The 21,479-nt window shown below is 74.0% G+C and carries 21 protein-coding genes; 11 read left to right on the top strand and 10 right to left on the bottom strand.

Going from position 1 to position 21,479, the window contains the following annotated elements; all coding sequences use genetic code 11:
• Positions 1–3: 3 nt before the first annotated feature.
• The 7 genes from CLT75_RS22565 to CLT75_RS22535 are packed head-to-tail and all read right to left on the bottom strand — an operon-like array spanning position 4 to position 8,403.
• A complete protein-coding gene (locus CLT75_RS22565) occupies positions 4–603 on the bottom strand; it encodes a hypothetical protein (protein ID WP_123110626.1) in 600 nt (199 codons plus the stop codon).
• Positions 604–613: 10 nt separating this feature from the next.
• A complete protein-coding gene (locus CLT75_RS22560; RefSeq protein WP_135242352.1) occupies positions 614–1,789 on the bottom strand; it encodes a M23 family metallopeptidase in 1,176 nt (391 codons plus the stop codon).
• A complete protein-coding gene (locus CLT75_RS22555) occupies positions 1,786–2,346 on the bottom strand; it encodes a hypothetical protein (protein WP_135242351.1) in 561 nt (186 codons plus the stop codon). Before CLT75_RS22555 ends, CLT75_RS22560 begins: the two co-directional genes overlap by 4 nt.
• Entirely contained in the window at positions 2,343–4,286 is a 1,944-nt protein-coding gene (locus CLT75_RS22550; protein ID WP_135242350.1) for an MFS transporter, read from the bottom strand. The genes CLT75_RS22555 and CLT75_RS22550 overlap by 4 nt, the downstream gene beginning before the upstream one ends.
• A 1-nt stretch (position 4,287) precedes the next feature.
• A complete protein-coding gene (locus tag CLT75_RS22545; protein ID WP_135242349.1) occupies positions 4,288–7,662 on the bottom strand; it encodes an ATP-binding protein in 3,375 nt (1,124 codons plus the stop codon).
• 49 nt (positions 7,663–7,711) lie between these two features.
• The gene (locus CLT75_RS22540; protein WP_013288977.1) at positions 7,712–8,074 is read right to left on the bottom strand and encodes a hypothetical protein; all 363 of its coding nucleotides are present in this window, start codon (positions 8,072–8,074) and stop codon (positions 7,712–7,714) included.
• A gap of 14 nt (positions 8,075–8,088) precedes the next feature.
• Entirely contained in the window at positions 8,089–8,403 is a 315-nt protein-coding gene (locus tag CLT75_RS22535) for a hypothetical protein (protein ID WP_135242348.1), read from the bottom strand.
• A 358-nt stretch (positions 8,404–8,761) separates the two neighbouring features.
• Here CLT75_RS22535 and folP point away from each other — a divergent pair, with 358 nt between their 5' ends.
• From folP to CLT75_RS22500, 7 genes are all read left to right on the top strand, one after another.
• Positions 8,762–9,703, top strand: a complete 942-nt coding sequence (folP, locus tag CLT75_RS22530; protein ID WP_209310368.1) for a dihydropteroate synthase — start codon at positions 8,762–8,764, stop codon at positions 9,701–9,703.
• On the top strand, positions 9,700–10,059 hold the full coding sequence (gene folB / locus CLT75_RS22525) for a dihydroneopterin aldolase (protein WP_013288974.1): 360 nt from the start codon (positions 9,700–9,702) through the stop codon (positions 10,057–10,059). Before folP ends, folB begins: the two co-directional genes overlap by 4 nt.
• Positions 10,056–10,583, top strand: coding sequence for a 2-amino-4-hydroxy-6-hydroxymethyldihydropteridine diphosphokinase (folK, locus tag CLT75_RS22520; RefSeq protein WP_135242346.1), 528 nt, complete (start codon positions 10,056–10,058; stop codon positions 10,581–10,583). The genes folB and folK overlap by 4 nt, the downstream gene beginning before the upstream one ends.
• An 85-nt stretch (positions 10,584–10,668) precedes the next feature.
• On the top strand, positions 10,669–11,157 hold the full coding sequence (locus CLT75_RS22515; protein ID WP_120574102.1) for a DUF3180 domain-containing protein: 489 nt from the start codon (positions 10,669–10,671) through the stop codon (positions 11,155–11,157).
• A 114-nt stretch (positions 11,158–11,271) separates the two neighbouring features.
• Positions 11,272–12,498, top strand: coding sequence for an ABC transporter permease (locus CLT75_RS22510; protein ID WP_135242345.1), 1,227 nt, complete (start codon positions 11,272–11,274; stop codon positions 12,496–12,498).
• Positions 12,499–12,559: 61 nt separating this feature from the next.
• Positions 12,560–12,862, top strand: coding sequence for a hypothetical protein (locus CLT75_RS22505; protein WP_135242344.1), 303 nt, complete (start codon positions 12,560–12,562; stop codon positions 12,860–12,862).
• Between the two features lie 83 nt (positions 12,863–12,945).
• Positions 12,946–13,437 (top strand): hypothetical protein, encoded by a 492-nt coding sequence (locus CLT75_RS22500; protein WP_135242343.1) that lies wholly within the window; start codon positions 12,946–12,948, stop codon positions 13,435–13,437.
• 2 nt (positions 13,438–13,439) lie between these two features.
• Here CLT75_RS22500 and CLT75_RS22495 read toward each other — a convergent pair whose 3' ends face one another.
• Complete coding sequence (locus CLT75_RS22495; RefSeq protein ID WP_135242342.1) at positions 13,440–14,432, bottom strand: ATP-binding cassette domain-containing protein; 993 nt, start codon at positions 14,430–14,432, stop codon at positions 13,440–13,442.
• Between the two features lie 2 nt (positions 14,433–14,434).
• On the opposite strand from CLT75_RS22495, the gene CLT75_RS22490 reads away from it, so the two are divergent.
• The 4 genes from CLT75_RS22490 to CLT75_RS22475 all read left to right on the top strand — a co-directional run bounded on the left by CLT75_RS22490 (position 14,435) and on the right by CLT75_RS22475 (position 19,096).
• The gene (locus CLT75_RS22490) at positions 14,435–15,124 is read left to right on the top strand and encodes an ABC transporter permease (protein WP_135242341.1); all 690 of its coding nucleotides are present in this window, start codon (positions 14,435–14,437) and stop codon (positions 15,122–15,124) included.
• Positions 15,121–15,843, top strand: a complete 723-nt coding sequence (locus tag CLT75_RS22485) for an ABC transporter permease (protein WP_135242340.1) — start codon at positions 15,121–15,123, stop codon at positions 15,841–15,843. The genes CLT75_RS22490 and CLT75_RS22485 overlap by 4 nt, the downstream gene beginning before the upstream one ends.
• A 153-nt stretch (positions 15,844–15,996) precedes the next feature.
• Positions 15,997–17,001 carry a glycine betaine ABC transporter substrate-binding protein gene (locus CLT75_RS22480; RefSeq protein WP_135242339.1) on the top strand — a complete coding sequence of 335 codons (1,005 nt, stop codon included), beginning with the start codon at positions 15,997–15,999 and terminating at the stop codon, positions 16,999–17,001.
• A 124-nt stretch (positions 17,002–17,125) separates the two neighbouring features.
• Entirely contained in the window at positions 17,126–19,096 is a 1,971-nt protein-coding gene (locus tag CLT75_RS22475) for a hypothetical protein (protein WP_135242338.1), read from the top strand.
• A 31-nt stretch (positions 19,097–19,127) separates the two neighbouring features.
• Here the strand turns inward: CLT75_RS22475 and CLT75_RS22470 are convergent, their stop codons facing one another.
• Positions 19,128–20,297: an NADH-quinone oxidoreductase subunit D gene (locus CLT75_RS22470; RefSeq protein ID WP_205775963.1), complete on the bottom strand. Its 1,170-nt coding sequence runs from the start codon at positions 20,295–20,297 to the stop codon at positions 19,128–19,130.
• Positions 20,294–21,373, bottom strand: coding sequence for an SAM-dependent methyltransferase (locus CLT75_RS22465; protein ID WP_209310478.1), 1,080 nt, complete (start codon positions 21,371–21,373; stop codon positions 20,294–20,296). Before CLT75_RS22465 ends, CLT75_RS22470 begins: the two co-directional genes overlap by 4 nt.
• Positions 21,374–21,479 lie beyond the last annotated feature (106 nt).

Here is a 21,479-nt window from a genome sequence, read left to right as displayed (position 1 = left end):
GGCCTACTCGAGCCAGAGCAGGTGTACCGGCACCTCCAACGTGGTCGGCGCCTGGCCGCGCCAGGCCCACCGGTACCACTCCAGTTCCGGGGCCACCCGCACGCAGATGTCGCCGTCCGCGCCGGAGTAGGTCTCGGTGACGGCACGCAGGTCGCGTCGTTCCACGCCGTTGTCCACGTGCACCACGCGCCGCCCGGTCACCGCGTCGGCCTCGAACACCGGGGTGGGTGGCCGGCGTTCCGGCACGTCCAGCGAGACCAGCCGGAGACCCGGGGCGCTCGCCCCGGCCACCGGCCGCCGCTCACCGATGGTCTCCACCCAGACCCGTTCCACAGGCACCAGCGGGGCGAACACCTCCACCTGCTCGGCCTCGGCCCGGTACCACTCGTGTTCCGGGATCACCGGTACGTAGGTGCGGCTGCCCTGCACCACCCGCTCGTCGGCCCGCAGGTCGCCACGCCAGCCGAGGCCGGGCAAGCCGACCAGGACGCGGCGGCCGCGCAGCTCGGTGCCGCCGGTGGCGGGCACGGTCTCCACCGGCCGGGGCGGCAGCGGCGCCCAGTCGGGCCGGTCGGCGAACGGGTCGGGCAGGGGGTTGCTCATCCGCCCGGCCTCACCCGGTCTCGCCGAGGGGCGCGCCCCGCTTGCGCATGAAGGGCACCGGGTTCTCCGCCCCGTTGCTGGACCGGTCGCCGTTCTTGTGCACCTCGAAGTGCAGGTGCGGGCCGGACGAGTTGCCGCTGCTGCCGGAGATCCCGATGACCTCGCCCGCCTCGACTGCCTGACCCGGCACCACGCGGGGTCGCTCGACCATGTGGCAGTAGCGGGTGATGAATCCGCCGGCGTGCAGGATGTCCACGAACCATCCGCAGCCGCCCTTGTCCGGCCAGCCGTCCCGGTCGCAGTCCCGCCGCCCGGAGCGGTCGGGGTCGCAGCGGGCCACCAGCACCCGGCCCGCCGAGGCGGCGTGGATCGGCGTGCCCTTCGAGGCGGCCAGATCCACGCCGTGGTGGCTGGGGCGGGCCGTGGTGCGGAAACCGGAGACCACACCGCCGGGCAGCGGCGCGGTCCAGCCGGAGGCGGCGATCCGGTCTCCGGCCGCGGCGTCGCACACCGCCTTGCCGGCGATCTCCACGGTCCGGGCGGCGCCGCCGGCCAGCGCGTCGACGATGGCTCCGGCCAGTTCCTCGTGCTTGGCGTAGGCGTCGGGGTAGGCGCTGACCTGGACTTTCTGGGCGACCACAGTGAGCGGGCGCTGCTGCCAGTTCGGCACCTTCTCCATCTTCTGGTAGAACTTGCGGGCCGCGTACGAGGGCGTCATCCGCTGCTCGACGCTGCCCCACCCGGGCCGCTGCTGGAACAGGCCCAGCGAGTCGTGGTCGGCGCCGACCCCCTCGTGCGGCAGCGCCAGCGACGTCGGCACCGTGCTGTTGGCGAGGTTGCGCAGCGCTGATTCCTGCATCGCGGTGGCCAGTGCGATCACCCAGCCGCGCGCGGGGAGCTTCATGTCCTGGCCGACCTTGATGATGACCGCGGCGTTGCGCAGCTGGCGCTCGCCGTACTCGGCGAAGCGCGGCATGTCGCCGGTCAGGTTCACCTGGTAGGTGGGGTCGCAGTTCAGGGCCGCGAGCTTCGGGTCGTCCTCGTCGCCCCCGAGTTCGGTGAGGAGGAAGGCGCCGGCGCCGCCGACGCAGCAGAGCAGGGCGAGCACGCTCGTGACGGCGGTGGCGACCACGCCGAGGCGCAGCTTCCGGCGGACCTGTCCGGCGACGGCCGGGCCGGCGGTCACGACCGCTCCCAGTCGATCGCGTCCACCAGCCAGCGTCCGTCCGGTGCGACGAGTTCGAGCCGGAGCGTGCCGTTGTCCAGCGGAACCACCGCCTCCACGAAGGACTCGGTACGGGGCCGGAGTGTCGGGGCGCCAGTGGTCCTCCGCGCGGGCACGGTCTCCGGGTCGGCATCAGTCATCTTCTCGGCCAGCGCCGGGGTGGAGAGCGGCCGCAGGCGGGCCTGCCACGTGTCGCCGCTGCTGCCCGGGCCGCTCAGCCACGCGGTGGTGAACCGCCCGGCGACCTGCTCCGGCGTGTCCTCGCCCGGCCGGGTCTTCGGGGCCACGGCGGTCGGCGGGCTGGCGAGCACGCCGTCGTCACCGGCCTCCGGATCCGCGGTGCTGATCGGCTGGGTGGGGCGGCTGGTCAGGCCGAGACCCGGATCGCCGGGGCCGGCGACGAGGCGGGCCGCGCCGATCACCCCGAAGACCAGCACGGCGATCATCAGGGCGACACCGATCCGGGACCGGAGGACCCGGGTGAAGAGGAACTCCAGCGCGCGCCGCACCGGACTCACCGGGCCTCGGAGCGGATGCGCGGCGCCGGCCGGGCCGGTGCGGTGCCGCGGCCCGCCGAGTCCGGCCGGTAGACGGCGTAGGAGGGCGTTTCCTCCGGCACGTCCGGCTCGGTCCAGGTCGACGGTGCGCGCCGGGGGCGGGGAGTGCCGCCGGGACGCTCACCCGGTCGTCCGCTCGCGGGCACCTCCTCCGGCCGTTCCCGCCCGTCCGGCCGTTCCCGCTCGGCGGGTGTGGCGCTGTGCGCCGGATCCTCGTGCCGGGCCTCCGGCCGGAGACTGCGCTGGTCGGCCGTGACGGTGCGGCGCTTGCCGATCGCCGGCTCGTTGGTGCCGCCGGGCTCGGCCACGTCCAGCCGCGCGGCGATCCGCATGTCCCGGAAGAACCGGCGGTGCCAGGAGCCGGCCGAGCTGACCGCCTCGCTGCTGTCCTTGCCGCCGAGCTGGGTGATCCGGCGGTACGGCCGCAGCAGCAACCAGCCGACGACCCCGCAGAGCCAGACCAGGACCACCTGGAGCCAGCCGGGCAGCGTGGCAGTGTTCATGATCAGGTCGACGGCGAAGAGGTAGATGGCCGCGCCGGTGCCGAAGATGGCGATGTTGAAGACGGCGGCGACCACCGCGTTCGCCAGCCGCCGGAGCCCGGCGCTGGCCGGGCGCATCAGGCCGACGGTGCCGAGGATCGGCGCGGCGATCACCGCCCAGCGGAAGATCAGGAAGCCGAGCAGCACCAGCAGCGACGCGGTGAGGTCGAACATGGCGAACAGCACCGAGGCCAGCACGGCGATGAACCCGGCACCGATCCGGTCCATGTCTCGCGTGCCCTGGAGGTACTCGTACGCCTCCGGGTCCTCGGTCTTGATCTGCTCGGCGACCTTGGCCCACTGCTGCTGCTTGGCCTTGATGACCACGTCGCGGGTGGCCGGGTTGGACCGGATCGACGCCGCCTCGTCCCAGGTGAGCGACTTCGCGTCGTAGAGCGCTTGGCCGTACTTCTTCGCGGTCTCGCTGTCCGCCGAGCCGAGCACACCGCGCAGCCAGTTCCGGTAGAGCATCGTTTCGGTCGCCGTGTCACTGGCACGTACGGCGGGAGGACGGTGATCCTTGCACGCCTGCGGATTCGGGTCGTCACACTGGCCCGGCGGCGTGTCCTTGGTGGATGGGCCGACCGCGTCGTGCACCACGCCCAGCGTGCTGATCAGCGTGTTGTCGGCGATGTTCGCGGACTTGACCGGCCACGCGGCCAGCGCGGTCACCGCCACCATCACCAGCAGGGCCCAGCCCGCGGTGGTCATCGCGTTGCTCATGTCCGACTGGCGGGACCGCCAGAGCAGGTAGAGGCCGACCACGCAGACGGTGATGATGCCGAAGACGCTGAACACCTTCTGGTAGACGGCCTTCGTGGCCTGCTCCACCAGCGGATCGGCCCAGCTCCACATCGTGCGTGGATCCCAGGCGCGCTCGCGCAGCGCGTTCGAGGCACCGATCACCGCGTTGGCGAACATGAACTCGCCGTTGGCGACCATCGTGGTGAAGCGGTAGTCCGGATGCAGCACCGAGGAGGCGCAGCCGCCGTCCACGTCGTACGTGTTGTAGCTGTACCCGGCGTACCCGTAGTCGCTGTAGAGGCCCTTCGGGCCGGGCTCCTTCGCCGAGTCGGGCCGGGACGCGAACCAGCCGGCCAGGCCCGAGTCCGGCGCGGCGGGCACCGGCGCGTTGCGGCACTCGACCTGGTCCTCGCTGACCGCCTTGAGCTTGTCGACGCAGGACCGGAAGTCGGCCTGCCACTCCTTGGTGCTGCACAGCTCGGCGCGCGCCTGGCTGACCGGCGCGGCGGCGTACGCGGGTGTGGCCGCCCCGATCACCGGCCAGGAGATCGTGGCCCCGGCGAGTACGCCGAGCGCGAGGAGGAGCGCCGCGATCCGTGCCCGGGCCCTCGCCATGTCACGCCTCCAGATCAGCCAGGACGGTCGGCAGTATCCCGGCGGCCTGGGCGACCGCGGCGGGGGTGGTGTCCAGGTGCTCCAGCAGCCCATCGACGTACGACACGTCGACCCGGACCTTCTGCACGCGCCCGTCGACGTCGCGCATGACGAACTCACGGAAACCGAGCCGGTTGGCCGATCCGCTGTCCGCCTGGGAGAGCGAGGCGAGTGTCGCTTCGTAACCGTCGTCGACAGGCACCCGCAGCAGGCGCAGCGCCTCGGAGGCGATCTCGCTGTCCTCGGCGATCCGGCCGACGAAGACGGTGGAGACGAGGTTCTGCACGTCGAGGCCGAGGATGTCCTTCGGGTTCTGCGAGGCGACGAGCGCGGCGAGGTTCCACTTGCGGGAGTCGCGGGCGAGCCGGACCAGGAACGAGCGCCCGGACCGCCAGCCCTCCATGAAGTGCGCCTCGTCGAGGCCGACCAGCTTCCGGGAGGACATCGAGCCGCCGTAGCAGCGGCGTACGGCGAGCCGGTGCGCGGTGTGCAGCATCGGCAGCGCGAGCGCCTCCTCGGCCGACCAGTACTCCCGCTCGATCTTGAGGTCGGGGAGCCGCAGGCCGGCCATGGTGATGACGGTGAGCGCGGCGTCGGCGCCGAGCAGCCCCTCCGGCGGCCGGCCGAAGAAGAGCATGGCCAGCGGCATCTCGGCGGTGTCGAGCAGCAGGTGCGCCAGTTCGCGCCCGGCGTCGTCGTCGAGCCCCTGGAGGCAGGTCACCACGTCGTCGAGCGTGGAGGTCTCCTCGGCGGGCACCTGGCGTACGGCGTGCCGGAACAGCGTGGCGGTGGACGCCTCCCGGGCCACCTGCGGCGGCACCAGCATCATGCAGATGTCCTGCACCAGCATCCGGCGTTCGGCCCGGGCGTTCGACACGGCGATCTCGAACTCGCGGTCGCCCGCCGGGCCGGCGCCGAACTCGCTGCGCAGCGGCGTCGGGATCAGCGCGTACGGCGCGAGCGTGCCCTGCTCCGAGCCGGTCAGGTTGAGCACCCGCGAGTACGGCGCCAGTTCGGGCATGGCGCAGAGCCGGGCCAGCGGGCCGGACGGGTCGAGCAGCGTCACCTGCACGCCGCGGCGCGCGGCCAGGTAGCCGAGCGCGCCGAGCAGCGTGGACTTGCCACCGCCCGGTTCGGCGACGAAGACGGCGAGGCCGGAGCGCTCGCGTACCTCCATCGGGAAGTGCAGGTCGAGGAAGACCGGCCGGCGGCAGGTGCCGGCGGTGCGCCCGATCAGGTCGCCGCGCCGGTCGCCGACTGTGGACGCGGCCTGCGGGAGCGCGGCGGCGAGCAGGTTGACGGGCATCCGCCGGACGTAGCCGGTGTTGGCGATCGGCTCGCCGGGGATGAATTCGCGGGCCAGCCAGTCCTGGTTCTTCGGGTGCTGGAGCGAGATCCGCAGCTCGCGGGAGTAGAGCTGGATGAGCCGCCGGGCCCGTTCCAGGCACTCCTCCCGGGTACGGCCGCCGACCGCGATCCGATGCCAGCCGTGTGCCCGGGCCGAGTCCACGGGCAGGCCGGTGGTCATCTCGTCACCGATCACCAGCGCCCGCTTGGCCAGGCGTTCCAGCTCCGGCGGGGCGTCGATGCCGTGCTCGGCGTAGTCGAGCTGCTGGGAGCGGATCATCCGGAGCCGGTGTTCGAGGTTCCGGAAGGAGTCGTTGGGGCCGAGGATGTCGACCCGGGTGGACAGCTCCATCGGCCACGGCAGCCGCTCGTGGAAATGCAGCCAGGGCTCGTGCCGCTCGGGGATCTCCAGCGGCTCCATCCGGCCGACCGCGAGCACGGCGACGTGGCGTTCCTCGCCGGTCATCCGGTTGACCAGCTTCACCGTCGAGCCGTACGGGGTGCGGTAGCGCTCGACCTGCTCGGTGAGGGCCAGCAGGTCGCCGCGTTCCCACCGGCCGTTGGTGATCGGGGACAGGACGCCGGGCGGCGCCATGCACAGCGCCACCGAGCGGTAGAGCAGCCACTCCAGTTCGGGCGCGGTGACCCGGCGCCCGCGCATGCCGAACGCGCCGAGGACCTCGTCGAACTGCTCGACGGTGCGGCTCAGCCGGCGCCGCTCGCCGTCGGCGGTGCCCCGGCCGAACGTGCGCAGCAGGCGTTCGGTGAGCGAGTCGCCGAGTGACCGGCGGGCGAACGTGACACCGAGGTAGGTCTGGCCCTCGGCGTGGTTGACCGCCATCAGGTGCCGCTGGGCGGCGACCAGGTGGTCGGCCCAGCCGGTGGTGCCCGGTACGTCGGGCAGCGGCGCGGCGGTGTGCGCGTCGATGGTGCGGGCCCACTCGTCGGCCGGGAAGGGCCGGGTGGTGCGGCGCAGGTGCAGCCGGAACCCGGCGAGTCCGGCGTACTGCTCGGAGATCGCGGAGAGCAGGGCCTCGCGTTCGGCGTCCGGCCGGAACGCCCACCGCACCTCGGGCAGCCAGTACCAGGCGGTGACCGTGTTGGGGGTGAAGGTGAGGTGGCCGGCGATCTCGGTGATGGCCAGCTCGACGGAGGGATCCCGGTCGCCGAACTTGATCTTCGGAGCGCGGACCCGGACCGGCTTGGTCGGCCGGTTGCGACGTTCCGGCGTGCGCTGCCGGGGCGGCGCCACCTCGCGGTGCGCCGGACGGCCGACCTCACGCGACGGTGCCGCAGCGGCCGTGAGCGGGTCGGCGGGAGCGAGATCGGGCTCCCGGTAGTCGGCGGGGACGGGCGCGGGCGCGGGGGCGTGGATCTGCGGGGGAGGCGGGAGCGCCGGCTCGGGCTCGGCCGGGGGGCGGAGCGCCGGCAGCCGGTCACCGGCCTGCTGCGGCACCCGGCTCCGGGACGGCGGCGGCGGGGCGAGCGCGGCGGGCGGGTCGGGCAGGGAGGGCTCGACCGGCAGCGGCGCGGGCTCGGGCCGGGGGCGCCCGACCGCGCGTACCCCAGGGGTCTGCTCGCGGACCGGCGGTTCCGGTTCGGCCCGGGGTGCCGGCTCGACCGGCACGGCGGGCTGGTGCGGGATCGGCAGGGGCTCCCGGCCGACGCCACGACGCGGCGGCGCCACCACCGGCTCGACCGGCGGGGGCGGCGTGGACGCGGCGGGCCGCCGCCGGGGCTGCGCGCCGCCGAACAGGTCGAGGAAGGGCGAGTCGATGTCGCCGTCGGGGCGTACCGGCTCGCGCGGGGTGATCGGTCGCGGCGGCTGGAACACGCCGACGCGGCTGTGCCCGGGGCTGGTGACGAGCGCGCTGTCGAGGACGACCTCGTCCAGATCCTCGTCCGGTGGGTAGTCGAACGATCGCGCACGGTTACCGTTGGGCCCGCCCGGGCGCCCGGCCGGGGAACCCGGCGTGGAAGAGCGACTCATGCGACCGCCTCACCCGCGTCGTTCGTCTGCACGGTTGTCGTACGCCCGGTCATGCCAGTTCCTCCCGGATCCTGATCCGGCTCGCGACGAGCCGCGGATCCCGCTGCTCGGTGGCCGGTTCCCGGGTGCGTCGCCAGTCGGTCAGCGCGGTCCGGATGACCATGCGCGCCGGCCGGTCCGGGTCGACGTACCGGAAGATGAACGAGGTCGTCACGATCGCCAGCGAGATCTCCCAGGCGGGGAACAGCTCGACCTGGAGCGTGAACAACCAGTGGATGAACATGTAGAGGGGTACGAGCAGCATGAACAGGCCGTACTGGGCGTACGGCAGGTGGACGGGAAGGGTGTACCCGGGCGGCCCCAGGTAGACGAGGCGTGCCCGGTAGATGTCGTCGTCGGTGCGCAGCCGCATCGTCGCCCAGCGCCCTACTCGAAGATCAGGTTGATCAGGTAGTCGCCGACGAAGAAGAGTGTGGCCGCTCCGGCGATGAAGGCCAGGCCGATGATGGCGATGGCCGAGCTGGTCAGCACCTTCGAGATCTCACCCCGGCTGGCCCGGCCGATGAAGATCACCCCGAGGACCGCGAGCAGGATCGGCGCGATCTTGCTGGCGAAGAAGGTGACGACGTTGTCGGTGTCGATGCCCTTCGGTGCCGGCTCGGCGAGTGGAGTCGACGCCAGGGCGTGGAGCGCGTGGTCCACGGCACTGGACGCCGTTGCCATGAGCTCGATGGCGATCACTGGAAACCTCCCCAAGGTCGCGGCCGGCGGCGCCGCGTTGGTGCAAGTAGGCAAGCCTGGCGGGATGGTGCTCGTCAGAGACAGCGCCGTCAACGCTGAGTCCGTCACCCACCACGCAGAGTGGTGAGTTTTGGGGGGATTCTTCCCGCTTCGGCCCTCCCTCCAGGCTTCGCCATCTCGATGCTGGGCAATTCCAAAGCGTACGGCCCGGCCACCTTTGCGACAAGCCGTGAAGAGTCGACCTCCGACGGCCCGGATGGCCGATCGTACACCTGTTCCAATGCCCACGTCAGGGGTGCCGCGTCGCGCGCTCGCCCGGTGGCCGGAAGCCCTGCCGGCGAACGGTACTGTCGGGTCCGTGACCGATCTGGTACGGGCGGAGACCCCGGTGGTGATGGGCGTCCTCAACGTCACGCCCGACTCCTTCTCCGACGGCGGCAGATACGCCGATCTGGACGCGGCAGTCGCACACGGGGTGCGACTGCGCTCCGACGGCGCCGACCTGATCGACGTGGGTGGCGAGTCCACCCGGCCCGGTGCCGAGCGGGTCGACGCGGAGACGGAGACCGCCCGGGTGCTGCCCGTGGTCCGCGAGCTGAGCGCCGCCGGCATCCTCGTCAGCATCGACACCAGCCGCGCCCGGGTCGCCGAGGCGGTCCTCGCCGCCGGCGCGTACGTGGTCAACGACGTCTCCGGCGGCCTCGCCGACCCGGACATGGCCCGGGTGGTCCGCGACGCCGGCTGCCCCTGGGTGCTCATGCACTGGCGGGGTCACTCGCGGGGGATGCGGGAGCTGGCCACGTACACCGACGTGGTGGCCGAGGTCCGGGACGAGCTGAGCCGGCGCGTCGACGCCGCGCTCGCCGCCGGGGTGGCCGCCGACCGGATCATCGTGGACCCGGGCCTGGGCTTCGCGAAGACCGCCGCGCACAACTGGGCGCTGAGCGCCCGCCTGCCCGAGCTGGTCGACCTGGGCTTCCCGGTGCTGTTCGGCGCAAGCCGCAAGTCCTACCTGGGCCGGCTGCTCGCCGACCCGGCCGGCGAACCCCGCCCCACCGCAGGGCGGGAGGCCGCGACCGTCGCGACGAGCGTGCTCGCCGTCGCGGCCGGCGCCTGGGGGGTACGCGTGCACGACGTCCGCGGTACCGCCGACGCGCTCGCCGTCTGGCGTGCCACCGGCAGCCCTCGGCTCGCCACCGCGACCGGCGTACGACCGGCGACCGCGCCGCGGACCGCGGCGGCCACCGGCGGCACCCGGCCGGCGGAAGCGGCCACCGGCACGAGCGGAGGCGACAGATGAGCGACCGGATCGAGCTGACCGGCCTGCGCGCGCACGGCCGCCACGGCGTCTACGACTTCGAGCGCGCCCAGGGGCAGGAGTTCGTGGTCGACGCGGTGCTCGAACTCGACCTGGGCCCGGCCGCGCGCTCGGACGAGGTGACCGACACCGTGCACTACGGCGAACTCGCCGAACGTCTGGTCGCGGTGATCACCGGCGAACCGGTGAACCTCATCGAGACACTCGCCGACCGGCTGCTCGCGGTCTGCCTGGCCGAGCCGCTGGTGGCCGCCGCGACGGTGACCGTGCACAAGCCGGAGGCCCCGATCCCGCACGCCTTCCGGGACGTGGCAGTCACGATGCGGCGTACCCGATGACCCGGGCCGTGCTGTCGATCGGCAGCAACCTGGGCGACCGCCTCGGCCACCTGCGCGGCGCGGTGGCCGCGCTCGGCGACCGGGTGCTCGTGGTCTCCGGCGTCTACGAGACTCCACCGTGGGGGGACGCCGACCAGCCCGCGTACCTGAACGCCGCGGTGATGGTCGCGGACCCGGCGGCGGCGCCGGAGGACTGGCTGGCCCGCGCCCGGGCCGCGGAGGCGGCGGCCGGGCGCGACCGCGACCCGCGACGACGGTACGGGCCGCGCACGCTCGACGTGGACGTGATCGCGGTCTGGGACGACGCCGGCGAGCCGGTGCTCCGCGACGACCCCGAGCTGATCCTGCCGCACCCCCGGGCCCACCTGCGCGCCTTCGTGCTGCGCCCGTGGATCGACATCGAGCCGCACGGCCGGCTGCCCGGGCACGGCTGGCTGACCGATCTGCTCAACGCCGAACCGCTCGCCGGGGACGCCCTGGAACTGAGCCCGCGACCCGATCTGGCGCTAGAGTCGGACACATGACCCGGTGGATCGTGGCCCGGCAGTGGCGAGCTGAGGAGGTGCGGTGAGCACCGACCGCTCCCCGCAGGGGCCCGACCGCTTCCGGATGGGGCCGACCCGGGCCTCCACGCTCGTCGTGGCCGGCCTGGCCGCCGCCGCGGTGGCCTGGTTGCTGATCAGCGGCTTCTACTACGACTTCGCGCCCGACCTGCCCTGGCTGCCGGTGATCACGCTGGCCGGGCTGGCCGTGCTGGAGGGCTACGCGGCGGTGAACACCCGGGGCCGGATCGAGCGGCGGCCCGGCCGGGAGCCGGTCAACCCGCTGCTGGTCGCCCGGTTCGTCGTACTGGCCAAGGCGTCGGCGCTGGCCGGGGCCATCTTCGCCGGCTTCTACGCCGGGCTGACCGGCTGGCTGTTCGTGGAACGCACGAACGCGGCGGTGGGCGATCGGCCGGCCGCGCTCGGCGGTCTCATCGCCGCGCTGGCGCTGGTCGCGGCCGCGCTCTGGCTGGAACGCTCCTGCCGGGTGCCGGAGCAGGAGGACGACGAGGACCGCGAGCCGGGTGACCGGGAGACGCCCCGCGGGCGTCTCTGAGGGTTCCCCCCACCCCGGCCCGGCGGTACCGTCCCTGGCGACCGGAGAGCGACGGCCGCCACCGGTCCGCCCGCCCGTGGGCCGGACGCGGCCACCTGGGGGAGGCGCGAGCCAATGGCGTACGACGATGCGGGCCGGACAGCGCCGCCGGAGACGTCGTCCGGGGTGCCCGCTGCCGTACTGGAGCACGTCTTCGACGACCCGGCCCACGGCGAACCCGGCCGGGACCGGATCGCGGTGCACGTGTTCTGGGAGTTCGTGCTGCTCGCCGGTCTGGTCGCGATGGCCTGGCTGCTCTGGCGGGAGGACTCGGACGCGCTGCGCGGCGGCTCCCTGAAGACGCTGCTCGTCGACGTGGCGGCGCTCGGCCTGCTCACCCTCGCCGCCGGTCTGAGCCTGCGGGCCGGCGCGGTGAACCTGGCGATCGGGCCGGTCGCGCTGGCCGCCGCGCTGCACTTCGCCGAGCAGGGCGACCGGGGCACGCGGGAGGCGCTGCTGCCGGCGCTGGCGATCGCGGCCGCGGCCGGGCTGGCGCTCGCCCTGGCCGTGGTGGTGCTGCACGTGCCCGGATGGGCGGCGAGCCTGGCCGGGGCGGCCGGCGTGATCGTCTACCTGGAACGGCGGACCGCGCCGGTGACGGTGCAGGGCGACTACGACCCGCGCGGCAGCGCGCTGTACTTCTTCGTCGGCTTCGCCGCGGTCGCCGTCCTCGGTGGCCTGTTCGCCGCGATGAAACCGGTACGCCGGCTGATCGGCCGGTTCCGTCCGGTCGCCGACCCGGCCCGGCGGCGCGGCGTGGCGGCCGCCACGGTGACCGCGCTGGCGCTCGTCGGGTCCACCGTGCTGGCGATGCTGGGCGGCGTGCTGATCGCGGCGAACGGGGACGGTCAGGTCGCGCCCGGCACCGGACTGGACTGGACCGTGCTGGCGGTCGGCACGGTGATGCTCGCCGGCACCAGCGCGTACGGGCGGCGCGGCGGCATCTTCGGCACCCTGTTCGCGGTCTGCCTGGTGGTGGTGTTCCTGGCCTGGACCGTGCCGCACGGCTGGACGGTCAGCCGGTGGGCGCTCGGCGGCGCCGTGCTCGGCGTCGGCCTGCTCGTCACCCGGCTGGTCGAGACGTTCGGTCGTCCCCGCCCGGCACCGCCGGGTCCGCTCGGCCCGGTCCGCCCGGCCCGGGACGGCGCGCTGAGCGGCGGCTGGACGATGACCCCGCCGCCCGAACCGGCCGACGCCTGGCCCTCGGTGCTCCCGGTACGCCAGCACGACACCCCGGTGGAGGCATGGGAGGCCCCGCGCTGGGACAACGAACCCCGGCGCTGGGACGCCGACGACCGCTGACCCCGGCGGTGGCCGTGCGTCCCGCGCGCCCGGACTGATCTCTCCGGTTAGGCTCGGCGGCATGACCGATACTCCTGCCCCCGGCGGCCGCACCTTCGACGAGCTCGACAAGCTCTCCACCGAGGAGCTGCGCGAGCAGGCGTTCAACCTGGCGCGCGACCGCCGCGACGTGGGCTTCTTCTGGTCGGTCCTGCGGCACCTGCCCAACGCCGACGAGGCCGCCGCGCTGGACGGCGCGCCGAACTCGATCGGCCCGACCATCGACGAGGCGAACGCGCTCTGGCGTGAGCTGACCGGGCACGGCTACGACGAGTCCGCGCCGCTGCTGCGCGCCGCCTTCATCGACTACCTGATGAAGCACTGAGGTCGATGACTGCCCGTCGGCCGACGGCGGCCGAGCGGTTGCGCAGGTTTGCCCGGCGGGACCGGCCGGGAACTGACCGCCGCATGGCTCTGAGCAACCGCCCCCGCACCGCCCCCCGGTACGGCACGGCCGCCGGCACCGGCACGCTCGCCGCGTTCCTGCTCGTCGCCGTCGGCGGCAGTCCGATGTACGTGGACTGGGCGCAACGCGGCACCGACCCGACCGGCGCGGGTGGCTGGTTCCTGCGGCTGCTCGCCTGGCCGTCCTGGCGGTGGCAGGCCGACGAGGGCGTGTTCGCCACCAACCTGCGGGCGATCCTGCTGCTCGTGCTGGCGGCGGCACTCCTGTACCTGCTGCCCGGCCCGCAGGTCGACCGGGTGACGTCCTCGGGCAGCCAGTTCCTCTCCGGCTGGGGCGCGTACGCGCTCGCGGGCGGGCTCAGTGCCCTGCTCGCGACGCTCCTCGGCCCGCACGGCTCGCTGTTCGCCGCGTTCCAGGCCGCCAGCACCGGCGTCACGTACGGCTTCTTCGCCGGCTGGATCGTCGGACTGGCCAGCCTCGGCGGCCGGGCCTGACCTCAGTCCACAGCACCCAGCGCCAGCACCCGGGTGCGGGTGAGCAGCCCCACCGCCCGGCCCTCCTCGGTCACCACCGCGTGCTCGGCGCCGGAGGTGAGCAGCGCGCCGAGCGCGTCGTACGCCGAGTCGCCGAGCGCCACAGTGGGCAGGCCGGTGCCGCCGTCGGCCGGGAGCGGGTCGAGCACCGCGCGGGTCACCGGCGTCACCGCGAGCCGCCGGATGCCCCGGTCGGCGCCGACGAACTCGCGGACGAAGTCCGAGGCGGGCGAGCCGAGCAGCGCTGCGGGTGTGTCGTACTGCTCGAGCCGGCCGCCCTCGGACAGCACGGCGATCCGGTCGCCCAGCCGGACCGCCTCGTCGAGGTCGTGGGTGACCAGCACGATCGTCTTGCGTACCTCCGCCTGCAGGCGCAGGAACTCCTCCTGCAGACGGGTCCGGACGATCGGGTCCACCGCCGAGAACGGCTCGTCCATCAGCAGCACCACCGGGTCGGCGGCGAGCGCCCGGGCCACGCCGACCCGCTGCCGCTGCCCGCCGGACAGCTCGTGCGGGTACCGCCTGCCGAACTGGGCCGGGTCCAGACCGACGAGTTCCAGCAGCTCGCCGACGCGGTCCCGGGTCCGCTGCTTCGGCCAGCCCAGCAGCCCCGGCACGGTCGCCACGTTCGCGGCGACGGTCTGGTGCGGGAACAGGCCGACGTTCTGGATGACGTATCCGATGCGGCGGCGCAGCGCCACCGGGTCGACCCGGGTGACGTCGTCGTCGCCGAGCAGGATCCGCCCGTCGGTCGGCTCGATCAGCCGGTTGATCATGCGCAGCACCGTCGACTTGCCGCAGCCGGACGGGCCGATCAGCACCACCAGTTCGCCGGCCGCGACCTCCAGGCTCAGCTCGCGTACCGCCTCGGTGCCGTCCGGGTAGCGCTTGCGGATGCGCTCCAGCGTGATCGACGCCGCGCCGCCTCCGGCGGTGCTTCCCGGGGTACCGTCCACGTGTGTCCCTCCACCTGAGCTACCGGGCCGACCTGGGTAATCCGTGGTTCTCCTGGCAGTACGTGCGGGACAACTCTGACACGATCCTCGCCGCGCTGCGGGAGCACACCTGGCTGACCGCCCGCGCCGTGGTGATCGCCGCGCTGGTGGCGCTGCCGCTCGCGGTGCTCGCGTACTGGTTCCGGTCGCTGTCGGCGCCGATCCTGGCGGTGACCGGGGTGCTCTACACCGTCCCGTCGCTGGCGTTGTTCGCGTTCCTCGCGCCGTACCTGGGCATCGGCGCGATCACCGTGCTCACCGTCGTCGCCCTGTACGCGCTGCTGGTGATCGTGCGCAACGCGCTGGCCGGGCTGAACCAGGTGCCGCCCGAGGTCCGCGAGGCAGCCGAGGGCATGGGGTACGGCAGGTGGGGCCGGCTGTTCCGGATCGAGCTGCCGCTGGCGCTGCCCGGCATCCTCACCGGCGTACGGCTGGCGACCGTGTCCACTGTCGCGCTCGTCACCGTCGGAGTGGTGGTCGGTCGGGGCGGGCTCGGGCAGCTCATCTTCGCGGGCTTCCAGAACAACTTCTACAAGGCGCAGATCATGGCCGGCACGGTGCTGTGCGTGCTGCTGGCGCTGGTGCTCGACCTGGTGCTGGCGGGTGTGGGCCGCCTGCTCACCCCCTGGCTGCGCGGGAGGTCCGCCCGGTGAACCCCGTCGAGCAGGCAGTGGTCTGGCTGAACGACCCGCTGAACTGGACCAACCCCGGCGGCGTGCTGGACCGCCTCGGCGAGCACCTGAGCATGTCCGCGCTGGCGGTGCTGCTGGGCTGCCTGGTGGCCTGGCCGATCGGGCTCTGGCTCGGGCACAGTGGCCGGGGCGGTGGGCTGGTCCTGCTGGTCTCCAACGTCACACTGGCGATCCCGACGCTGGCGCTGCTGACCATCCTCCCGCTGACGTTCCTCGGCTTCGGCCGGCCGGCCGTGGTGGTGGCGCTCGCGGTCTTCGCGATTCCGCCGCTGCTGGCGAACGCGTTCACCGGGGTGCGGCAGGCCGACCCGGAGGCCCGGGACGCGGCCCGGGGCATGGGTCTGTCCGGCGGGCAGGTGCTGCGCCGGGTGGAGCTGCCGCTCGCGGTGCCGTACCTGGCGGCCGGCTTCCGCACCGCGGCGGTGCAGGTGGTGGCCACCGCCGCGCTCGCCTCGTTCGTCAACGGCGGTGGGCTGGGCCAGATCATCCGGGCCGGGTTCGGGCTCGACATCGCCGCCGGCGGCGGCCAGATCATCGCCGGCGGGGTCCTGGTGGCCGGGTTGGCGCTGCTCGTCGAGGGGGTGCTAGCGCTGGTGGAGCGGGTGCTCACGCCCCGCCCGCTGCGCCGGGAACGCACGCGGGCGAACCGCCGCGCGACGGCGGCGACGACCGGCAACTGAGCCGTCGGTGACGATCGGATGACGAAAACCGCTCCGAGTTTGTCGGTCGGGTCCGGAGGATATTGGCTGGAGTCGCGGGTGGCCGTCCGGATCGCCCGTCGGACACGCGGCCGGCCCGAGGGGGTCGCGCCGGGACACGGAAGGCGGGCACTGATGCGCGCGCGTACGACACTGGCCGCGGGGGCGCTCGGCGCACTCACCGCGGCTGTTCTCCTCACCGGCTGCGGCGACGCCGGCTCGTCCGGCACCGACGCGCCCGAGCAGGGCGCCTCGGGGGCGGGCTGTGCTCCGGTGGCCGGTGACCAGCTCGTCGTCCTGACCGACGACAAGAAGCTCCAGAACACCGACAACGTCATCCCGGCGATCAACGCGAACGCGGCCACGCCGCAGCTCGTCGCCGCGCTGGACAAGGTCTCCGCGAAGCTCGACACCCCGAAGCTGATCCAGCTCAACCGGGCGGTCGACGTCGACCGCAAGACGCCCCAGGTCGCGGCGCAGGAGTTCGCCTCCGCAAACGGCGTGACCGACGGGATCGAGAAGGGCCCGGGCGGTCAGATCACGGTCGGCGCCGGCAACTTCAGCGAGAGCCAGACCATCGCCGAGCTCTACAAGATCGCGCTCACCGCGGCCGGCTACCAGGTCAAGGTGCAGACCATCGGCAACCGGGAGCTCTACGCGCCGGCCCTGGAGAAGGGCCAGATCCAGGTCGTCCCGGAGTACGCCGCCACCATGGCGGAGTTCCTCAACACCAAGGCCAACGGCAAGGACGCCCAGCCCGTCTCCTCCCCAGAGCTGGACAAGACCGTCGCGGCGCTGAAGACCGAGGGTGACAAGGCCGGCCTGGTCTTCGGCCAGCCGTCCCAGGCGCAGGACCAGAACGCGTTCGCCGTCACCAAGGCGTTCGCCGACAAGTACGGCGTGTCCACGCTCTCCGAGCTGGCCGCCAAGTGCTCCGGCCAGGCCACCGTGCTGGCCGGGCCGCCGGAGTGCCCGCAGCGGCCGAAGTGCCAGGCCGGTCTGGTCGAGGTGTACGACTTCAAGGCCGGCTCGTTCAGCTCGCTGGACGCGGGCGGCCCGCAGACCAAGAACGCGCTGAAGACCGGCTCGGCGAGCGTCGGCCTGGTCTTCTCCTCCGACGCGGCGCTGGCCACGAGCTGACGCGGCACCGCCGGCCGGCGCCACGCGTGCCGGCCGGCGGCACGGGTAGCCCGTTCGGCGGGCCGCTCATCGAGTGGTGCCGACCCGTTCCCCTCCGGTGGAACTCTCGGTACTCTGCTCAGCCATGCCAGCCTCGGTCGCGCCCGCCGACAAGAGCACGCCCACCCTGCTCACCGTCCTGTTCTGGGTCGGTGTGGGGCTGGCGCCCCTGGCCGCGCTCATCCTGCTGATCGCCGACGGCAACGGCTCGCTCCGGTTCGGCGCGGTCCTGGCGATCCTCGCGGTCGTGCTCATCGGTCTGTCCATCGCGCTGCGGCCGGACAGCGGTTCCGGGGGCGCGGCGTCCGAGGAGATGCGCGAGGAGTTGGCGCAGCTCCGGCGGGAGTTGCGGGCCGAGATCGTGGCCGCCGCCCAGCGCGGCAACCAGGCGCTCGACCAGGCACGGCGGGCCGAGGAGGTGGCCGGCGCGGTACGGCACCGGCTCGACGCGGCCGCCGCCGGGCTGGCCTCCGCGCCCGTGTCCGCCTCGGCGTCCCCCTCCGCGCCGGCGCCGGAGCGCCCGAGCGGTGCGGCGAGGGTGCCGGTCACCGGCACGCCCGACGTCGGCCGGGCACACCCGGCCGGCCGGGACGACGACGAACCAGCCCGGCCGGCGTACTCCGGCGGCCGCTACGGAACCGACCACGACGCCGATTCGTCCTACGACGCGGTCCCGCCTCGGACCGGCCACCACGACGCCGAACCGTCCCGGACGGGCCGATACGGGGCCGAGCCGTCCCGGACCGGCCACTACGACGCCGACTCGCCCCGGGCGGGCCACTACGAACCCGACGCACCCCGGACCGGCCACTACGACGCCGAACCGGCGCGTGCCGGTCGGCACGACGCCGAGCCGGCACGGGCCACCGCACGGCCGGAGCGGCAGGCGAGCGGGGTGTACGGCGCGGCGCGGATGTCCGAGCCGGCGCCTAGGCCGGAGAGCCGCCCGGTCGGCGTGGTCCACCACACCGAGACGGTGCACGTCACCACCCGGCACACCATCGTCGGCGGTGGTGAGCCGGCCGGAAGCCGGTACGGCGGATTCCCCGGCGGCTGGTCGGACGAGGACCGGTCCCGGGGCACGGACCCGGCCGACCAGTGGCGCGCGGGCCATCGCGAACCGGGCCGGGACGACCGGGCAGTCCGTCGGGCCGGACCGGACGACGGTGGCTGGGGCGCCGGTGCCGGCGACGACGGGCACTCGTGGAGCGACCCCGGACGTCCGGGCGCCGAGCATCCGTGGGCGGGTGTCGGCCGGGCCGCCGGTGGGGAGCAGGGCTGGGCCGGGCGTACCGCCGGGGAATCGGCCTGGTCCGGGCCGTCAGCCGGGGAACCGAGCCGGTCGGGACGTACCGCCGGGGGCGGATGGTCGAGCGACAAGGGCCGCGCGGCGGCGGAGGAGCAGCGGCAGTGGCCCGGCGGGAGTGACGATCGGGCCGGCCGGGCGGCGAGCACCTGGCCGGTGCCGACGGCGGGCGAACCGGCCGACCGGGCAGGCGCCGACGGCGACCAGTGGTCCGAGATGCGTACCGGCAATCGGTGGGCGGCGGTCCGCGACGACGGCGCGGGCCGGGAGATCCGGCTCGGGGAACGGCGGGCCGCAATGCACGCCGACGGCGGCGGCACCGAGTACCGGGTCGAGGACCGGTGGGCGTCGGTGCGCGGCAGCGGGCCGGACGCGAGCGGGCCGGACGGAACCGGCGACCGCTGGTCCGGGGAGAGCCACCCGGCGCTGCCGGCCGGCGGGGTGCCGGTGCCGGACGAGTGGCGGCCGCCGACGCAGCGCAGCGGCCAGCCGGAGTGGCGTCAGCCGCCGCCGGAGTGGCGCCGACCCGAACCGGAGTGGAATCAGCCGGAACCGGACCGGCACCAGGCCGAGCCGGAGTGGCGAACGCACCAGGTCGAGCCGGAATGGCGTCAGCCGGAAGCGCGGCAGCCCGAGTCGCAGTGGCGGCGGCCCGAGCCGGAATGGCGGCCGGCGGAACCGGAGTGGCGCAGCCCGGAGCACGGTGCACACGGCCAGCCGTACCGGGACACCGCCGACCGCTGGCGCTGATCCCGCCGACCGTCGGCGCTGATCCCGCCGACTACTTGTCGATGTCGCCCACCACGAAGAACATCGAGCCGAGGATGGCGATCAGGTCCGGCACCAGGCAGCCGGGAAGCAGCGACGACAGCGCCTGCACGTTCGCGTACGAGGCGGTGCGCAACTTCATCCGCCACGGCGTCTTCTCGCCCCGGGACACCAGGTAGTAGCCGTTGATGCCGAGCGGGTTCTCGGTCCAGGCGTACGTGTGCCCCTCGGGTGCCTTCAGCACCTTGGGCAGCCGCGTGTTCACCGGCCCGCTGATCCGGTCCACCCGGTCCAGGCACTGCTCGGCGAGGTCGAGTGAGACGTACACCTGGTCGAGCAGCACCTCGAAGCGGGCGTGGCAGTCACCGGCGGTCTTCGTCACCACGGGCACGTCGAGCTGGTCGTAGGCCAGGTACGGCTCGTCGCGGCGCAGGTCGAGGTCGAGCCCGGACGCCCGGGCGACCGGCCCGGACGCGCCGAACGCGGCGGCGTCGGCGGCGGACAGCACACCGACCCCGACGGTACGGGCCAGGAAGATCTCGTTGCGCCGGATCAGGTTGTCCAGGTCGGGCATGCGGCGGCGTACCTCGGCGATGGCGGCGCGGGCGCGCCCGGTCCAGCCCGCCGGCACCTCCTCCTTCAGGCCGCCGACCCGGTTGAACATGTAGTGGATCCGGCCGCCGGAGACCTCCTCCATCACCGCCTGGATGGTCTCCCGTTCCCGGAACGCGTAGAACATCGGCGTGATCGCGCCGATCTCCAGCGGGTACGAGCCGAGGAACATCAGGTGGTTGAGCACCCGGTTCAGCTCGGCCAGCGCCATCCGCAGCCAGGTGGCGCGTTCCGGCACCTCCATGCCCATCAGCCGCTCGACGGCGAGCACCACGCCCAGCTCGTTGGAGAACGCCGACAGCCAGTCGTGCCGGTTCGCCAGCACGATGATCTGCCGGTAGTCGCGTACCTCGAAGAGCTTCTCCGCCCCCCGGTGCATGTACCCGACGATCGGCTCGGCCGCGACCACCCGCTCCCCGTCGAGCACCAGCTTCAGCCGCAGCACCCCGTGCGTCGAGGGGTGTTGCGGCCCGATGTTGAGCACCATGTCGGTGCCGAGCTGCTCACCCCCGGCGCCGGTACCGACTGTCAGCTCGCGGAGGTCGGCGGCGTCCGTGGTCATGCCCGTCATCGTGCCACGACCACGTCGAGCGCGACGCCGACCGGCTGCCGCAGCCACAGGTGCCCGCCGAGCCCGGCCGGGTCGGTCAGCTCGGCCGCCGCCGACGCCGCGGCCAGCGCCCGCAGGTAGCCGGCCGGGTCGCGACCGGCCAGGCTCAGCGGCGGTCGCCCGCCGTCGGCCCCGAGCGCCCGCAGCGCCTCCCGCTGAGAGACCAGGGAGTACGCGCACCGCGCGACCCGCTCACCGGCGGAGGCGACCGAGTCCATGGCGACGTGCGCCGTCACGTCGCAGGAGCCGTCCGGGACCGGCGGCACCTGCCGCCCACCCCGATACCCGGTCAACGTCCCGTCCAGGGGACGCGAGTCCCGCAGATGCCCGTAGTCCACCGCAAGCGCCAGCCCCCGCGCGACCTTCCCCACCGCCTCCGCCCAGGCCAGATCCCGTCCCACCCCGATCTCCGCCCGCCCTCCGACCTCACCCCCGCCCTCGCCGACGGCGTTGATCAAGGAGTTCGTGTCCGGATCCGGGCCCTCCGCCGCCGCAAACTCCTTGATCACCGGGGAGGGAGTGGGGGTGGGGGTGAGGGGCGGGGGCCACCAGGCGGTCAGCCAGGTGGTGTCGGTGGGGGCCGGGGCCGGGCCCGGGGTCTCCTCGCCGGTGGTGGGGTTCACCAGGAGGAGGCGCCAGCCTGCCGGGGTGTGCACCGCCACGTCCAGGGGGACGTTGTCCAGCCACTCGGTGGCCAGGAGCAGGCCGGTTATTCCGTCGGGGATGTCGGCCTGCCAGTCGATCTCCGGGGGCAGGCCCGGCGGGCGGGCGGCTCGTTCCACGGCCACCGGCCTGATCCGGGCGGCCAGCTCGGGTGCGGCCTGCGCCAGCAGCGCCCGGAGCAGTTCGCCCCGGCCCGCGCCCACGTCCACCACGTCCAGCCGGTCCGGGTGCCCCAGCGCCGCGTCCACCGTCTCGAGCTGCCGCAGCACGCAGGCGGTGAAGACGGGCGAGGCGTGCACGCTCGTGCGGAAGTGCGCGGCGGGCCCGGCACCGGAGACGAAGAAGCCGTCCGGCCCGTACAGCGCCCGCTCCATCGCGTCGCGCCAGCGCAGCGGGGAGGTCACCGGCCGACCCTACGGGACGTACCCGAACGGGCGGTTTGCCCGCCACCGCAGCAGCCGCTTCCGGCGGTCGGTGAAG

It is taken from the genome of Micromonospora sp. CNZ285, assembly GCF_004637285.1.
This window is presented reverse-complemented; position numbering and strand designations above follow the sequence as displayed.

Excerpts from the sequence above, each read along its gene's own strand:
- folB (WP_013288974.1), top strand. The coding sequence starts at position 9,700 with ATGAGCGACCGGATCGAGCTGACCGGCCTGCGCGCGCACGGCCGCCAC.
- folK (WP_135242346.1), top strand. The coding sequence starts at position 10,056 with ATGACCCGGGCCGTGCTGTCGATCGGCAGCAACCTGGGCGACCGCCTC.
- CLT75_RS22475 (WP_135242338.1), top strand. The coding sequence starts at position 17,126 with ATGCCAGCCTCGGTCGCGCCCGCCGACAAGAGCACGCCCACCCTGCTC.
- CLT75_RS22545 (WP_135242349.1), bottom strand. The coding sequence starts at position 7,662 with ATGAGTCGCTCTTCCACGCCGGGTTCCCCGGCCGGGCGCCCGGGCGGG.
- CLT75_RS22480 (WP_135242339.1), top strand. The coding sequence starts at position 15,997 with ATGCGCGCGCGTACGACACTGGCCGCGGGGGCGCTCGGCGCACTCACC.
- CLT75_RS22515 (WP_120574102.1), top strand. The coding sequence starts at position 10,669 with ATGGGGCCGACCCGGGCCTCCACGCTCGTCGTGGCCGGCCTGGCCGCC.
- CLT75_RS22550 (WP_135242350.1), bottom strand. The coding sequence starts at position 4,286 with ATGGCGAGGGCCCGGGCACGGATCGCGGCGCTCCTCCTCGCGCTCGGC.
- CLT75_RS22500 (WP_135242343.1), top strand. The coding sequence starts at position 12,946 with ATGGCTCTGAGCAACCGCCCCCGCACCGCCCCCCGGTACGGCACGGCC.
- CLT75_RS22565 (WP_123110626.1), bottom strand. The coding sequence starts at position 603 with ATGAGCAACCCCCTGCCCGACCCGTTCGCCGACCGGCCCGACTGGGCG.
- CLT75_RS22540 (WP_013288977.1), bottom strand. The coding sequence starts at position 8,074 with ATGCGGCTGCGCACCGACGACGACATCTACCGGGCACGCCTCGTCTAC.
- CLT75_RS22465 (WP_209310478.1), bottom strand. The coding sequence starts at position 21,373 with ATGGAGCGGGCGCTGTACGGGCCGGACGGCTTCTTCGTCTCCGGTGCC.
- CLT75_RS22505 (WP_135242344.1), top strand. The coding sequence starts at position 12,560 with ATGACCGATACTCCTGCCCCCGGCGGCCGCACCTTCGACGAGCTCGAC.
- CLT75_RS22470 (WP_205775963.1), bottom strand. The coding sequence starts at position 20,297 with ATGACGGGCATGACCACGGACGCCGCCGACCTCCGCGAGCTGACAGTC.
- CLT75_RS22510 (WP_135242345.1), top strand. The coding sequence starts at position 11,272 with ATGGCGTACGACGATGCGGGCCGGACAGCGCCGCCGGAGACGTCGTCC.